12 protein-coding genes are annotated in these 15,905 nt (G+C 68.3%); 10 read left to right on the top strand and 2 right to left on the bottom strand.

Annotated features, from left to right (window positions below):
• Positions 1–119 precede the first annotated feature (119 nt).
• From HWX08_RS06625 to HWX08_RS06605, 5 genes are all read left to right on the top strand, one after another.
• Positions 120–656 (top strand): cytochrome b, encoded by a 537-nt coding sequence (locus HWX08_RS06625; RefSeq protein ID WP_107309840.1) that lies wholly within the window; start codon positions 120–122, stop codon positions 654–656.
• A gap of 155 nt (positions 657–811) precedes the next feature.
• Positions 812–1,180, top strand: a complete 369-nt coding sequence (locus HWX08_RS06620; protein WP_174922413.1) for a DUF2946 domain-containing protein — start codon at positions 812–814, stop codon at positions 1,178–1,180.
• Between the two features lie 82 nt (positions 1,181–1,262).
• Positions 1,263–3,395: a TonB-dependent copper receptor gene (locus tag HWX08_RS06615; protein WP_175806991.1), complete on the top strand. Its 2,133-nt coding sequence runs from the start codon at positions 1,263–1,265 to the stop codon at positions 3,393–3,395.
• Positions 3,396–3,623: 228 nt separating this feature from the next.
• Positions 3,624–4,718, top strand: coding sequence for a triacylglycerol lipase (locus tag HWX08_RS06610; RefSeq protein WP_069259502.1), 1,095 nt, complete (start codon positions 3,624–3,626; stop codon positions 4,716–4,718).
• Between the two features lie 3 nt (positions 4,719–4,721).
• Complete coding sequence (locus HWX08_RS06605) at positions 4,722–5,756, top strand: lipase secretion chaperone (protein ID WP_174922244.1); 1,035 nt, start codon at positions 4,722–4,724, stop codon at positions 5,754–5,756.
• Positions 5,757–5,771: 15 nt separating this feature from the next.
• Here the strand turns inward: HWX08_RS06605 and pdxR are convergent, their stop codons facing one another.
• Complete coding sequence (gene pdxR / locus HWX08_RS06600; protein WP_174922245.1) at positions 5,772–7,295, bottom strand: MocR-like pyridoxine biosynthesis transcription factor PdxR; 1,524 nt, start codon at positions 7,293–7,295, stop codon at positions 5,772–5,774.
• 108 nt (positions 7,296–7,403) lie between these two features.
• Between pdxR and HWX08_RS06595 the strand changes: the two genes are divergently transcribed.
• The 5 genes from HWX08_RS06595 (at position 7,404) to HWX08_RS06575 (ending at position 13,524) form a co-directional block, all read left to right on the top strand.
• Complete coding sequence (locus tag HWX08_RS06595) at positions 7,404–8,510, top strand: ABC transporter ATP-binding protein (RefSeq protein ID WP_174922246.1); 1,107 nt, start codon at positions 7,404–7,406, stop codon at positions 8,508–8,510.
• A gap of 77 nt (positions 8,511–8,587) precedes the next feature.
• Positions 8,588–9,634 (top strand): ABC transporter substrate-binding protein, encoded by a 1,047-nt coding sequence (locus tag HWX08_RS06590; protein ID WP_069259506.1) that lies wholly within the window; start codon positions 8,588–8,590, stop codon positions 9,632–9,634.
• A 111-nt stretch (positions 9,635–9,745) separates the two neighbouring features.
• Positions 9,746–11,002 carry an ABC transporter permease gene (locus HWX08_RS06585; RefSeq protein ID WP_069261107.1) on the top strand — a complete coding sequence of 419 codons (1,257 nt, stop codon included), beginning with the start codon at positions 9,746–9,748 and terminating at the stop codon, positions 11,000–11,002.
• A gap of 46 nt (positions 11,003–11,048) precedes the next feature.
• Positions 11,049–11,885 carry an ABC transporter permease gene (locus HWX08_RS06580; protein ID WP_049032914.1) on the top strand — a complete coding sequence of 279 codons (837 nt, stop codon included), beginning with the start codon at positions 11,049–11,051 and terminating at the stop codon, positions 11,883–11,885.
• Positions 11,886–12,105: 220 nt separating this feature from the next.
• Positions 12,106–13,524, top strand: a complete 1,419-nt coding sequence (locus HWX08_RS06575) for an MFS transporter (protein WP_174922247.1) — start codon at positions 12,106–12,108, stop codon at positions 13,522–13,524.
• Between the two features lie 106 nt (positions 13,525–13,630).
• Here the strand turns inward: HWX08_RS06575 and HWX08_RS06570 are convergent, their stop codons facing one another.
• Positions 13,631–15,364, bottom strand: coding sequence for a S53 family peptidase (locus tag HWX08_RS06570; RefSeq protein WP_107309830.1), 1,734 nt, complete (start codon positions 15,362–15,364; stop codon positions 13,631–13,633).
• Positions 15,365–15,905 lie beyond the last annotated feature (541 nt).

Here is a 15,905-nt window from a genome sequence, read left to right as displayed (position 1 = left end):
GGATATTTGCGCGCGTCGTGCAAAACCGTGCGCCCGTGCGGCTACAATCGGGGCAGCCCTGCCGGGCTGCCGGCCGGTTACCGCGTGCGCTCCTCCCCGCATACCACACGAGACGAAGCATGAGAAACATCCTCGCGAAACAGACGCGCTACAGCTCGCCGGCGATCTTCTTCCACTGGGCCGTTTTCCTGCTGGTGGCGCTGGCCTACCTCGCGATCGAGATCCGCGGGCCGAAAGGCAGCGACAGCCGGGTGTTCTGGATGAACGTGCATCTCACCGCCGGCACGCTCGTGCTCGTGCTGTCGGTGCTGCGCGTACTGTGGCGCGCCGTCAGCCGCGTGCCCGAGCCCATTGCGCAGGCGGCGCTGCTGCGCTGGCTCTCGAAGCTTGCGCATGTCGCGCTCTACGTGTTCATCATCGCGCAGCCGCTGCTCGGCATCATGATGATCAACCTGGGCGGCAAGCCGGTGTCGCTCGACTGGCTCGGCGTGTCGTTCACGCTGTTCGGCCCTGACAAGGCGCTGCGGCCGACGATCAAGGAGGCGCACGAACTGCTCGGCAATGCGTTCTACTTCGTGATCGGGCTGCACGCGCTGGCCGCGCTCTACCATCATTTCATCCGGCGCGACGACGTGCTGCGGCGCATGGCGCCCTGAACGGCGCGTGTCGAAAGCAGGCGGCAGGCGGGGGCGCATGGTTGTGTTGACAACCATGCGCCCCCGGTCCGTTTACCGGCATCCGTACTGGTCAGCCCGTTGAACATTCGGTAACATCTCGGCTGTTTTTACATTCCGCTTACTGGCCGCCGCGCATGCTGCACCGACATCGTCACCTGACCGCCTGGCTCGGCGTGCTCGCGATCTGGTTCGCGATCGCGGCGCCGCTGGTGTCGCAGTGGCGCGTCGCGCAGGCGGCCACGCCCGACGCGATCGTCTGCGGTACCGAGCATCGCGCGCACGGGTCGCCCGATGCGAGCCGCCTGCACGATCATGCGCTGCATCTCGATGCGTGCGGGTACTGCGGCTTTTTCGCGCACAGCCCCGCGATCGGCGGGCCTGCCGCCGCGGCACTCGCTTCCGTTTCCGTCGTTTCCGTATCCGCCGTCGCGCCGCCTGCCGTCGCGGCGCGTGCCGACCGCTATCCGCGCGCGTACCCGCGCGCACCGCCCGAGCGCGCCTGACGCGCTGTTTCCGTTCTTTTCATCGCCGCTATCCGTGCGGGCCGTCGAGGCCGCGTGGAGGGCGTCACTCGGGCTTTCGATCATGACCATTTTCCAGTTGCGTGCGCCGCAGGCGTCACGCAATGCCTGTGCGCGGCGCATGCCGCGCGTGCTGAAACTCACCGTTCCCGCGCTCGCAGCCGGCGCGCTGGCCGCGAGCGCCGCGGCGGCCGAAACGGCGCGTGCCGCGGGCGTGCCGCGCGACGACCCGGCCGCGCCGCTGCCGGCCGTCGAAGTCGTCGCGTCGCCGCTGTCGACGCCGCTCGTCGTCGTCACGGACCCGAAGACCCCGCGCCAGCCGCTGCCCGCCAGCGACGGCGCGGATTACCTGAAGACGATCCCCGGTTTCACGTCGATCCGCAGCGGCGGCACCAACGGCGACCTCGTGCTGCGCGGGATGTTCGGTTCGCGGCTGAACATCCTGGCGAACGGGATGTCGACGCTCGGCGCATGTCCGGGCCGCATGGATGCGCCCACGTCGTACATCGCACCGGAGAGCTACGACAAGGTCACCGTCGTGAAGGGGCCGCAGACGGTGCTGTACGGTCCCGGCGCGTCGGCCGGCACCGTGATGTTCGAGCGCGTGACGCCGCGCTTCGACAAACCCGGCATGCGTTTCGACGGCAGCGTGGTCGGCGGCTCGTTCGGCCGCAACGACCAGAACATCGACGTGACGGCCGGCACGCCGGACGTCTACGGCCGCGTGAGCGCGAACCACGCGCATTCGCAGGACTACAAGGACGGCAACGGCAACACCGTGCCGTCGCAGTGGGACAAGTGGAACGCCGATGCGGCGCTCGGCTGGACGCCGGACGACCATACGCGCGTCGAGCTGACCGCCGGCACCGGCGACGGTTATGCGCGCTACGCGGGACGCGGCATGGACGGCGCGCATTTTCGCCGCGAGACGTTCGGCCTGTCGTTCGACAAGAAGCATCTCGGCGACGTGCTCGACCGGATCGAGGCGCGCGTGTACTACAACGAAGCCGATCACGTGATGGACAACTACACGTTGCGGCAACCGGACCCGACCAGCAGCATGCCGATGCGGATGGCGTCGGAGGTGCGGCGTCGCACGTTCGGCGCGCGCGCGGCCGCGACGTTCCGTTTCGCCGACGACTTCAAGCTCGTGACGGGCGTCGATGCGCAGTCGAACCGGCTCGACTCGCGCTCGGCGATGGGGCGGCAGAACTACGGCGACATGCCGTGGGATGCGCAGGCGACGATGTGGAACGCGGGCGTGTTCGGCGAGCTGACGTGGTACGCGAGCGACGTGTCGCGCGTGATCGGCGGCGCGCGCGTCGACTATGCGAGCGCACGCGACAAGCGTGCGACGACGAGCGGCATGATGAAGAGCAAGCCGAATCCGACCTTCGACGACGATCGCACGCGCGTGCTGCCGAGCGGCTTCGTTCGCTACGAGCGCGACCTCGCGTCACTGCCCGTCACGTGGTACGCGGGCGTCGGCCATACGGAGCGCTATCCGGACTACTGGGAGCTGTTCTCTGCGAAGCGCGGGCCGGCCGGCTCGGTCAACGCGTTCTCGGCGGTGCAGCCTGAGAAGACCACCCAGCTCGACATCGGCGCGCAATACAAGAGCGAACGGCTCGATGCGTGGGTGTCGGCCTACGCGGGCTACGTGCAGGACTTCATCCTGTTCAACTACGCGGCCGGCATGATGGGCCCGACTACGCAGGCGACCAACGTCAACGCGCAGATCATGGGCGGCGAAGCGGGCGTGTCGTGGAAACCGGTTTCACCGCTGCGCATCGAGACGTCGCTCGCGTATGCGTGGGGGCGCAACGTCGCGAGCGGCGATCCGCTGCCGCAGATGCCGCCGCTCGACGCGCGCATCGGGCTCGAATATACGCGGGGTGCGTGGTCGGCAGGGGGGCTGTGGCGCATCGTTGCGCCGCAGCATCGCTACGCGCTGAACGAGGGCAACGTGGTCGGCAAGGACTTCGGGCCGAGCGCCGGATTCGGCGTGCTGTCGCTGCACACGCAGTACAACGTCAGCAAGACCGTGCAGATCTCGGTTGGCGTCGACAACGTGCTGAACAAGGCCTACACCGAGCACCTGAACCTCGCCGGCAACGCGGGCTTCGGCTATCCGGCGAACTCGCCGGTGATGGAGCCGGGCCGTACCGCCTGGGTGCGCGTGAGCGCGAAGCTGTGACGCATCGCGCGTGTGCGTTGCAGCATGCGCGCGCATGAACGCGGCCCCGCCCGAACGGGCGGGGCGCGTCAACCGATTAGAGAACCGTGTCTAGTCGGCGCGCAAACGTTCGCGACTCGTGCTTCACTCCCGCATTCGATGCATGCGGTGGTTCCGACGTTCGCGACACATCGTGTGGATCGATTGGGCTTCATTCGCACCGGCAGCACAATAATCAGGAGAACATGCATGGCCAGATCGATGCGTTCCAGGGTGGTGGCAGGGGCAGTGGCATGCGCGATGAGCATCGCGCCGTTCGCGGGGGCGACCGCCGTGACGACGTTGGCGACGACGCACGCGGCGATGGCGGCGACCGCGCCCGCCGACGGCTACGCGGCGACGCGTTATCCGATCATCCTCGTGCACGGGCTGACGGGTACCGACAAGTACGCCGGCGTGCTCGAGTATTGGTACGGTATCCAGGAGGACCTGCAAAAGAACGGTGCGACCGTCTACGTCGCGAACCTGTCGGGGTTCCAGAGCGACGACGGCCCGAACGGGCGTGGTGAACAGCTGCTCGCATACGTGAAGACGGTGCTCGCGGCGACGGGGGCGACCAAGGTCAATCTCGTCGGCCACAGCCAGGGCGGTCTCACGTCGCGCTATGTCGCGGCCGTCGCGCCCGATCTCGTCGCGTCGGTGACGACGATCGGCACGCCGCATCGCGGCTCCGAGTTCGCCGACTTCGTGCAGAGCGTGCTCGCCTACGATCCCACCGGGCTGTCGTCATCGGTGATCGCCGCGTTCGTCAATGTGTTCGGCATCCTGACGAGCAGCAGCCACAACACGAACCAGGACGCGCTTGCCGCGCTGCAGACGCTGACGACCGCACGGGCAGCGACGTACAACCAGAACTACCCGAGCGCGGGCCTGGGTGCGCCGGGCAGTTGCCAGACCGGCGCGCCGACGGAAACCGTCGGCGGCAGCACGCACCTGCTGTATTCGTGGGCCGGCACGGCGATCCAGCCGACGCTGTCGGTGCTCGGCGTCACCGGGGCGACGGATACGAGCACCATTCCTGTCGTGGATCCGGCGAATGCGCTGGACCTGTCTACGCTCGCGCTGTTCGGCACCGGCACGGTGATGATCAACCGCGGCTCCGGGCAGAACGACGGGCTCGTGTCGAAGTGCAGTGCGCTGTACGGCAAGGTGCTGAGCACGAGCTACAAGTGGAACCATCTCGACGAGATCAACCAGTTGCTCGGCGTGCGCGGCGCGTATGCGGAAGATCCGGTCGCCGTGATCCGCACGCATGCGAACCGGCTGAAGCTGGCGGGCGTGTAATCGATGACGGTACGAGAAGGGCGCGCGCCGCTGGCGCGGCGCGCCGTGGTCTACGGTGTCGTCGGGCTGGCGGCGATTGCCGGCGTGGCGATGTGGAGCGGCGCCGGCTGGCATCGCGGGGCCGGCACCGCCGGCGAGTTGCCGGACGCGTCGGCGGCAGGCGGCTCCGCCGCCGTACCGGCGCAGGCTGCCGTGCCGGCCAGCGCGGGATTGCCGCCGTCGCTGGCAGGTTCCAGTGCGCCGCGCTTGCCGCTCGATGCCGGCGGCCGTCTTGCGAAATCGCACGCGGTGCGCGATTTCTTCGACTATTGCCTGACCGCGCGGAGCGACCTGAGCGCGGCCGCGCTCGACGCGTTCGTCGTGCGCGAGATTGCCGCGCAGCTCGACGGCACCGCGGCACAGGCCGACGCGCTCGACGTGTGGCACCGGTATCGCGCGTATCTCGACGCGCTCGCGAAACTGCGCGACGCCGGCGCGGTCGACAAGTCCGACCTGGGCGCGTTGCAACTCGCGCTCGACCAGCGCGCGTCGATCGCGTATCGCACGCTCGGCGACTGGAGCCAGCCGTTCTTCGGTGACGAGCAGTGGCGGCAGCGCTACGACCTCGCGCGGCTGAAGATCGCGCAGGATCCCGCGTTGACGGACGCGCAGAAGGCCGAACGGCTCGCCGCGCTCGACCAGCAGATGCCGGCCGGCGAACGCGCCGAACGGCAGCGCATCGACCAGCAGCGCGCGGCGATCGACCAGATCGCGCAATTGCAGAAGAGCGGCGCGACGCCCGATGCGATGCGCGCGCAACTGACGCAGACGCTCGGCCCCGAAGCCGCCGCGTGGGTCGCGCAGATGCAGCAGGACGATGCATCGTGGCAGAGCCGCTACGCGGATTATGCGACGCAGCGCAAGCAGATCGAATCGGCCGGCCTGTCGCCGCAGGATCGCGACGCGCAGATCGCCGCGCTGCGGCAGCGCGTGTTCACGAAGCCCGGCGAAGCCGTGCGCGCGGCATCGCTCGATCGCGGGGCGGGCGGCACGCCGTAACGTGGGCGCGGGCCGCTATGCCGCGCGCGTGAGATCGCGCGGCAGGTGTTGCTCGATGGTATTCGCGAGCGTGTCGAACGCGGGCCCGATGCCTTCGTGCGCGACGCACGCATAGCCGAGCAGCAGGCCGCGCTGCGCGGTGTCCACGCTGCTGTAGTAGCTGGTGAGCGGGCGCACGATCACGCCCGCGTCGAACGCGCTCTGCGTGACCGCGCGATCGTCGCACGCGTCGGGCAGGCCGAGCACGAGATGCAGGCCGGCCTCGTCGCCCATCACGGGCAGCGCGTCGCCGAAGCGCGCGCGGATCGCGTCGATCATCAGCTGCCGGCGCTCGCCGTACAGCGTACGCATTCGTCTGACGTGCGAAGTCAGGTGGCCGTCCATGATGAATTCGGCGAGCACGGCCTGCTGCATCAGCTGGCCTTCGCGGTACAGCTCCGACAACCCGGTGCGGAACGTGTCGACCAGATGCTCGGGCACGACCATGTAGCCCATCCGCAGCCCCGGGAACAGCATCTTGCCGAGGCTGCCGACGTAGATCACGCGACCGCCGTCGTCGAGCCCCTGCAGCGATGCGAGCGGGCGGCTGCCGTAGCGGAACTCGCTGTCGTAGTCGTCCTCGATGATCCAGCAGCGGTGCCGGCGTGCGTATTCGAGCAGCATCCGGCGCCGTGCGAGGCTCATCACCATCCCGAGCGGGTATTGATGCGACGGCGTGACGAGCACGAGCCGCGGCGGATGCTGCATGTCGCTCGCGCGCGGGTCGAGCCCTTCCTGGTCGACCGGCACCGGCGTCAGTGCGAGGCCGGCCGCCTGCAACACGCTGCGCACGCCCCAGTAGCACGGCTCCTCGACCCACGCGCGATCGCCGATGTCGGACAGCAGCCGCACCGCGAGATCGATCGACTGGTGGATGCCCGTCGTGATGATCACCTGGTCCGGCGAGCATTTGACCGAGCGCGCGACACGCAGGTAATCGGCGAGCGCGCGCCGCAACGGCCGGTAGCCGCCGCCCGGCGCATAGGTCAGCAGCTCCGGGTTCGCCTCCTTCCACAGCCGCGCCTGCAGGCGGCTCCACGTCCGGCTCGGGAATTCCGACACGTCCGGCACGCCCGGCATGAACGCGCCCCACTGGCGCCGCGACACGCCGGCGTGCTCGATCAGTTGCCGGCCGCGCATCGACAGCCCGCCCTGCGCGTCCGGCAGCGGCGCTTCGTCGGGGCTCGACGGCGACGGCGCGGCGCCCGGCACGTGGATCGCCGCGGCGTCCGGCCGCGTGTCGGCCACGTAGGTACCGCTGCCGGTGGTCGTCAGCACATAGCCTTCGGCCGTCAACTGGTCGTACACGTGCAGCACGGTATTGCGCGCGATCGACAGGTCGGCCGCCAGCGTGCGCGAACTCGGCAGCTTGATTCCTGGCCCCAATTCCCCGGTCAGGATGGCCTGTTGCATCTGCTGCAGCAACTGCCGGTACATCGGCTCGGGCGAGCTGCGGTCGAGACGGGCGGAGAGCCAGTCGGCGAGGATCACGGTATCCAAAGTGGTCCTACTAGTAATATTGAAATGGTTCCCTATTGTAGAACCGTGCGCGCCGTATAGTGGCTCGCATCTCAAAATCAATTGTCGCGAAGCAAGGGGACAGCCACGATGAAGTCCGATGATGTGATCGTCAGCTTTCGCGGCGTGCGGAAGACCTACGACGGCGAAACGCTGGTCGTCAAATCGCTCGACCTCGACATCCACCGCGGGGAATTCCTGACGCTGCTCGGGCCGTCGGGCTCCGGCAAGACGACCTGCCTGATGATGCTCGCCGGCTTTGAATTCCCGACCGGCGGCGAGATCCGCCTCGACGGCGAGCTGCTGAACACCGTGCCGCCGCACAAGCGCAACATCGGCATGGTGTTCCAGAACTACGCACTGTTTCCGCACCTGACGGTCGAGCAGAACGTCGCGTATCCGCTGACCGTGCGCAAGCTGCCGGCGGCCGAGCGCGTGGAGCGTGTCGCGCATGCGCTGAAGATGGTGCAGATGGAGCGCTTCGCGAAACGCTACCCGGCGCAGCTGTCGGGCGGCCAGCAGCAGCGCATCGCGCTCGCGCGTGCGCTCGTGTTCGAGCCGAAGCTGGTGCTGATGGACGAGCCGCTCGGCGCGCTCGACAAGCAGTTGCGCGAACACATGCAGTACGAACTGAAGGCGCTGCACGAAAAGCTCGGCGTGACCTTCGTGTACGTGACGCACGACCAGGGCGAGGCGCTGACGATGTCCGATCGCGTCGCCGTGTTCGACAAGGGCATCGTGCAGCAGCTCGACACCGTCGACCGCCTGTACGAATCGCCGTGCAACGAATTCGTCGCGAACTTCATCGGCGACAGCAACCGGCTGCGCGGCACCATCGCGCGCGTCGACGGCGAGTTCTGCGAATTCCGGCTCGACGACGGCACGAAGCTCGTCGGCCGCCGCATCGGCGAAGCCGCGGAAGGCGCGCCGGCCGTCGCGTGCATCCGCCCCGAACGCATGAGCCTGGCCGTGCACGGCGCGAACGGTCACGCGAACGGCGCGGCCGCCAACCGGCTGAGCGGCGAGGCCCGCAGCCTCATCTATTTCGGCGATCACGTGCGCATGCGCTGCGCGCTGCCGGGCCAGGACGAATGCTTCGTGAAGGTGCCGCTCGGCACCGGCGCGCTCGATGCGTTCTTGCCCGGCGCACCGGTCGCGCTCGCGTTCGCGCCCGAACACCTGCGCGTGTTCGCTTGAGCAGGGTTTTCCCGATTTTCCGCAGCACGTCGTCAACAACAACTGCCCACTTCCACCACGAGAGGAGAGGAACCACCATGAACCGAGCACGCTTTACCGCACGGCGCACCGCGCTGGCACTGGCGCTCGCCGTCGTCGGCGCATCGGCATCGGCTGCCGAGCTTACGGTCGTCAACTTCGGCGGCGCGAACGGCGACGCGCAGAAGGTCGCGTTCAACCAGCCGTTCGAGAAGGCGACCGGCAACAAGGTCACCGCCGTCGAATACAACGGCGAGCAGGCGAAGGTGAAGGCGATGGTCGAGGCGAAGCACGTCAACTGGGACGTGGTCGAAGTCGAATCGGGCGACCTGAACCGCGGCTGCGACGAAGGGCTGTACGAGAAGCTCGACTGGTCGAAGATCGCGAAGAAGTCCGACCTGATTCCGGAATCGCCGCAGGTGTGCGGCGTCGGTTTCTTCGTGTGGTCGACGGCGCTGTCGTACAACGCGGACAAGCTGAAGTCGGCGCCGACCGGCTGGGCCGATTTCTGGAACGTAAAGAAATTCCCCGGCAAGCGCGGCATGCGCAAGGGTGCGCGCTACAACCTCGAATTCGCGCTGATGGCCGACGGCGTCGCGCCGAAGGACGTGTACAAGGTGCTCGGCACGAAGGCCGGCCAGGACCGCGCGTTCAAGAAGCTCGACGAGCTGAAGCCGTACATCCAGTGGTGGGAAGCCGGCGCGCAGCCGCCGCAGTTCCTCGTCGCCGGCGACGTCGTGATGTCGACCGCGTACAACGGCCGCATCGACGCCGCGCAGAAGGAAGGCAAGAACCTGAAGGTCGTGTGGAACGGCAGCATCTACGACCTCGACTACTGGGCGATTCCGAAGGGTTCGCCGAACAAGGCGCTGGCCGAGCAGTACATCGCGTATTCGCTGACGCCGAAGCCGCAGCAGGCGTATGCGCAGCACATCGCGTACGGCCCGGCGAACATTGCGGCGATCAAGGCGCTCGACCCGAAGACGCTCGCGAACCTGCCCAACTCGCCGGCCAACGGCAAGAACGCGGTGCTGGAAGACATCGGCTTCTGGACCGACCACAGCGACGAGCTCGAGCAGCGCTTCGCCGCATGGGCGACGAAGTAACCGGTCAGGCCTCCTGAACGGTGTCCTGATGCAACCGGCCGCGCGGCACGTCGATCGTGTCGCGCGGCCTTCCGCCGGAACGTGCCCGGCCGGAGAGAACCGTTGAATACGATGACGATCGCGCCTTCCTCGCCGCCGAACGCCGCGCTCAAGCGCGAGCTGAAAGCCGCCGAGGCCCGCAAGCGCACGATGGCGCTGCTGCTGGTCGCGCCGCTCGCGATTTTCCTGCTGCTGATTTTCGTCGTGCCGATCGGCACGCTGCTCACGCGCGCGGTGCAGAACCCGGAGATCGCGACCGCGTTGCCGAACACGGTCGCCGCGCTGTCGGGCTGGGACCGCAAGGCGCCGCCGGCAGACGCCGCGTACGTCGCGCTCGCGGCCGACATGACGAAGGTGGCCGACAGCGAGGCGATGGGGGCGCTCGCGCGGCGCCTGAACACCGAGATTCCCGGCTATCGCTCGCTCGTCGCGAAGACGGCGCGCGCGATGCCGCTGAAGGGCGACAATGACGCGGCGCTCACGCCCGCGCAGATGCGCGCGAAATTCATCGACCTCGATTCGCGCTGGGGCGACGTCGCATACTGGCAGGCGATCGCGAAGAACGGCAGCCAGGTGTCGCCGTTCTACCTGCTTGCCGCGCTCGACCACAAGCAGGACGGCTTCGGCCATATCGTGCAGGCCGATCCCGACCAGTCGATCTATCTTGCGATCTTCGGCCGCACGTTCGTGATCGGCGTGGCCGTCACGCTGTTCGCGCTGCTGCTCGGCTACCCGCTCGCGTACTGGATCTCGACGCTGTCCGAGCGTCGCGCGAACCTCGTGATGATCCTCGTGCTGATCCCGTTCTGGACCTCGGTGCTCGTGCGCGTCGCCGCATGGATCGTGCTGCTGCAGAGCGAAGGGCTCGTCAACAAGGCGCTGATCGGCAGCGGGCTGATCTCGCATCCGCTCACGCTGCTGTTCAACCGCGTCGGCGTGTACATCTCGATGACGCACATCCTGCTGCCGTTCATGATCCTGCCGCTCTACAGCGTGATGAAGTCGATCCCGCCGACCTATCAGCGCGCGGCCGTGTCGCTCGGCAGCCATCCGTTCGCCGCGTTCTGGCGCGTGTACGTGCCGCAGACCTATCCGGGCGTCGGCGCGGGCGCGCTGCTCGTGTTCATCCTCGCGATCGGCTACTACATCACGCCCGCGCTGCTCGGCGGGCCGAACGACCAGATGGTCAGCTACTACGTCGCGTACTTCACGAACGTGACGATCAACTGGGGCATGGCGTGTGCGCTCGGCGGGCTGCTGCTCGCGGCGACGCTCGTGCTGTACGCGGTGTACGGGCGCTTCACGCGCACCAACGTGAGCCTCGGCTGAGCGGCCGGGCCGGAACACGCCACGAAACGGGAAGGGAATTCGAACCATGAAACTCGCCAGGCCGCTGTTCGCGCCGCACATGTCGTTCGTCGAGCGCGCGTGGTACGTCGCGCTGCGCGTGCTCGTCGTGCTGACGCTGCTGTACCTGATCCTGCCGGTGCTCGCGATCGTGCCGCTGTCGTTCTCGTCGAGCACGTTCCTCGTCTATCCGATCCCGGGCTTCTCGACGCGCTGGTACGAGAACCTGATCGCATCCGACGAGTGGCGGATGGCCGCGAAGAACAGCTTCATCGTCGCGCCGTCGGCGACCGTCGTCGCGACCGTGCTCGGCACGCTCGCGGCGATCGGTCTGACGAAGGCCGACTTCCGCGGCAAGGGGCTGCTGATGGCCGTGCTGCTGTCGCCGATGATCGTGCCGGTGGTCGTGGTGGGCGTCGGCATGTACCTGTTTTTCGCGCCGCTCGGGCTCGCGAACACCTACACGGGGCTGATCGCCGCGCACGCGGCGCTCGGCGTGCCGTTCGTCGTGACGACGGTTGCCGCGACACTGCAGGGCTTCAACCAGAACCTCGTGCGCGCGAGCCTGTCGCTCGGCGCGAACCCGGTGTCGACGTTCTTTCGCGTGACGCTGCCGGTGATCGCGCCGGGCGTGATGTCGGGCGCGCTGTTCGCGTTCGCGACGTCGTTCGACGAGGTGGTCGTCACGCTGTTCCTCGCGGGTGCGGACCAGACGACGCTGCCGCGCCAGATGTTCACCGGCATTCGCGAGAACATCAGTCCGACGATCGCTGCGCTCGCAACGATCCTGATCATTTTCTCGACGAGCCTGCTGCTGGCGCTCGAATGGCTGCGCGGGCGCAATGCGCGGCGCGCGGTGAGCTGACGAGGCGGGCCGGCGTGCCGCGCCCGCTGGTCGTGCTTCCCGCACGGCCACGCGGCGGCTTTCATTTCGCTGACTGACGACGCGGCGGCCTGCACGTTCGATGCGGCTCTGCAACAATACGGGGCGCGGCGGCACGCGTTCCGTGCGGTGCGACCGGAACGCCGCCGCGAGTCCAATCCGCGACGCGGCACCCCGCGTCGCTCGTCAGCCGAGCTTCATCTTGTCCGAATTCGCTACCCCAGCCGGCGCGCATGAGCCGGCCGTCAACTGGCGCGCGATGTCCGCCGTGCTGCTGGCCGTCGCGCTCGCGACGCTCGACACCGCGATCGCGAACACCGCGCTGCCCGCGATCGCGACCGACCTGCATGCGTCGCCGGCCGCGTCCGTGTGGATCATCAACGCATACCAGCTCGCGATGGTCGCGACGCTGCTGCCGTTCGCGTCGCTCGGTGACATCGTCGGCCACAAGCGCGTGTACGTCGCCGGGCTCGCGGTGTTCACGCTCGCATCGCTCGGCTGCTCGCTCGCGTCGACGCTGCCGATGCTGACGGCCGCGCGGATCGTGCAGGGCTTCGGCGCGAGCGCGATCATGAGCGTCAACGTCGCGCTGATCCGCGGCCTGTTTCCCGCGCACCGGCTCGGGCGCGGCGTCGGCTTCAACGCGCTCGTGGTCGGCGTGTCGTTCGCGGTGGGGCCGACGATCGCATCGCTGATCCTGTCGGTTGCCGCGTGGCCGTGGCTGTTTGCGGTGAACGTGCCGCTCGGCGTGTTCGCGCTTGCAGTCGCGATTCCGTCGCTGCCGCAGACGGCGCGCGGCAAGCATGTGTTCGATCCGGTCGCCGCATTGTTCAACGTGATCACGTTCGCGTCGCTGATCTTCGCGCTCGGCGAATTCGCGCAGCGCGGGCCGCTTGCCGTCGTGTGCGCGGCGGCCGCGGTCGCGGTCACGTTCGGCTGGCTGCTGATCCGCCGCCAGGCCGGGCATCCGGCGCCGATGCTGCCGGTCGACCTGTTTCGCCGGCCGGTGTTCACGCTGTCGGCACTGACCGCCGTGTGCGCGTTCGCCGCGCAGGGGCTTGCGTTCGTGTCGCTGCCGTTCTATTTCGAAACCGTCCTGCATCGCAACGCGGTCGAGACGGGGTTCCTGATGACGCCGTGGTCGGCGATCGTCGCGTTCGCCGCGCCGATCGCGGGCCGGTTGTCGGATCGCTATCCGCCAGGCCTGCTCGGCGCGATCGGTCTTGCATTGCTGAGCGCGGGCATGGTGTCGCTCGCCGCGTTGCCGGCGGCGCCGGGCGTCATCGACATCGGCTGGCGGATGATGCTGTGCGGCGCGGGCTTCGGTTTTTTCCAGTCGCCGAACCTGAAGGCGCTGATGTCGAGCGCGCCGCCCGAGCGCAGCGGCGGCGCCAGCGGGATCATCGCGACCGCGCGGCTGATCGGGCAGGCGACGGGCGCGGCGCTCGTCGCACTGTCGTTCGGGATCGCGGGGCGCCACGGGCCCACACTGGCACTGATGCTCGGTGCGGGCTTCGCCGGGGCCGCGAGCGTCGCGAGCGGGCTGCGGCTCTTTGTGCCGTCGCATCGGGCCGGTGTGCCGGCCGCGTCGGAGCCTGCGAGCGAGCGCGCGACCGAGTAGGGATGGGCGCGGTCCACGCGCAGGCCGACGATCGGACCGCGATCGCCGGAAAATCTCGAACCGGCGCGCAACGCACCCCCGCCGCGCGCCGGCCGTCACGCTTCGCTTAGAACCTGCCCGACTTGATCAGCGAGTTGAGGTTCGCGATGTTCAGGCTGCCGAAGCCGGTCGTGTAATCCCAGCCGGTGCCTGCCTTGTAGCCATACCCCTGATAGCCGTTGTTCCCCGATACCACGTCGTAGCGCACGAGCGACGGGTTCGACGGAATGTCGGCGTAGAAATTGCCGGCGGGGAAGCCGATCCCCGTGCCGTTGGCTGCGAGCAGACGCGCCCAGAAGCCGGTGAAGATCGGTGCGGCGAGGCTCGTGCCGCCGATCTGCTGCAACTGGCCGTAGTTGTAGATGTACGCGCCGGTGCTTTGCGCGGCGTCGAACGCGACGTCCGGCAACTGGCGGTTGCTGCCCGACTGCCACGACGGCGCGGGCAGGATCGTGCTGACGCCGCCGCCCGTCGACCACAGCTTGCCGTTGCCGTCGAGCCCTTCGTTCCACACCGTCTCGTTCGAGAACGCGCCCGCCGACGTCGTGTAGAGCGTCGTGCCGCCGATCGCGAGCACGTGCGGCGACGAAGCCGGCCACGACACCGTGTAGTTCGCGCCGTCCGGATAGCCGCGGTTGTTGCACTCGTACACGCCTTCGTCGCCCGACGAAACGGAGAACGTCTGGCCTTGCGCGGCGGCGGTCGTGAAGATCTGTTCCTCGGCGTCGATCGTGCCGTCGGCGTTCGCGTCGGTTTCGCACCAGCCGAGCGATACGTTGATCACCTTCGCGGTGTTGTCCGACACCGCGCGGTTGAACGCCTGCGTGAGCCCCGTGTTGCCGCTGGCGTTGAGGTCCGCCATGTAGAACACGAGCTTGCCGACCTGGCCGCCGGCCGAGCCGACGATCGACTGGCTGTCGAGATCCCATTCGCCCTGGCCGTCCTGGTCGTCGGTATAGCTGCCGCCCGAGCCGTTGGTCTTGACCGTCTGCGTCGACACCGTGCCGTAACCGTTGCTCGACGTGAACTGCTTCAGGTCCGCGAGCGTCTGCGACACGCCGCCGATCGTGATGATGCCGACGGTCACGCCGGCCGCGGTCGGCACGCCGGTCGCGTTGTAGAGACCCGGGAATTCCTTCGGATAGTGGCCGGTGGCCGTGCCGGCCGCGAGCGCCTGCGGCTTCGCCACGTTGCCGATGCGCAGCATCGGATGGGCACGCGCGACGTTCTGCAGCCCGAGCACCGAGCCGACGACGTCGCCGAGCGCGCGCGGCACCTGTGCGGTCGACGTGTTCGCGTAACCAGAACGGCCCGCGTACTGGAAGTGCACGAGCGACGTGTTGAACGCGGCCTTCACCGTGCCGGCCGTGCCGCTGGCGGAGACCAGCAGCCGGTTCGGCGCGACCTCGACGTTCGTGAAGCCGCTCTTGTGCAGATAGTCGACCACCGACTTCACCTGCGCTTCGGTCGGCGCGTAGCTGGAGAGGAACTGCTCGGGCGTCAGGTACTGGTGGTAGTGCGCGCTGCCCGGCCTGTTCACGTCGCGCGCCAGTTGCTTGAGCTGCGCGGCGTTGCGCAGCTTCAGGCTGACGACGACGTTGGTCGTTTCGCCGGCCGCGAGTTCGAGCGACGGCGCCGCGCTGCGCGCCATCAACTGCGGGCCGGTCAGAAAGGCCTTCGTATGGGTGTCGACCCAATCCGTCGCCGCATGCGCCGCAGCGGCGGCGAACACGAGCGGTGCCACGCACGCGAGGCGGCGGGGCGACGGCAGGGGCAGGGCAAACCAGGCATTCCTTTTCATCGGGAGTCCTTTTTAGGAGAGACGACGTTGCTGGAGCCCTCGACCCTTGTGGGGTCGCGAGCGGTGACGAGCGTAGGGCGTCGCTGCCGTTCAGGTAGCTGCCAGTTTCCCTAGCTGTCAGTTCTGACATCGGCACGTGTGCGCGCAGGCAGGGCGGCCCGCGCGCACGCGATCGCGCCCGCGACGAACGGAACCGGTTCTCGACACGACGGCGCGGCAACGCGCGACGTTCGTACGCACGAGTCGCTCGTCGCGGCGCCGGAACGTACACGATCGCAGAGCGGATCGACGCGTGCGTGCAGCGTGCGTGTCCGGTCGTTGCCGCGTGCCGCGTCGCACTATGTGGTCAAACGGGGCGCTGCGGCACGAACGGTTTCGCACGTGCATAAAAAAGAGGCCGGCCGGTCGCGAACGTTTCCCGAACTGTGGAACGGGGCTTCCGGCGGTCTTGCGGGCGGCTTTCGGATCGCATGCGGCAATTGCGGATTAGAGGGATTGCTCGAATCCAGACCTGCGCATGCGCGTGCCGGGCGGACGACGG

The sequence above is a fragment of the Burkholderia metallica genome (genome assembly GCF_902832845.1).
GTDB classification, from domain to species: Bacteria; Pseudomonadota; Gammaproteobacteria; order Burkholderiales; family Burkholderiaceae; genus Burkholderia; species Burkholderia metallica.
This window is presented reverse-complemented; position numbering and strand designations above follow the sequence as displayed.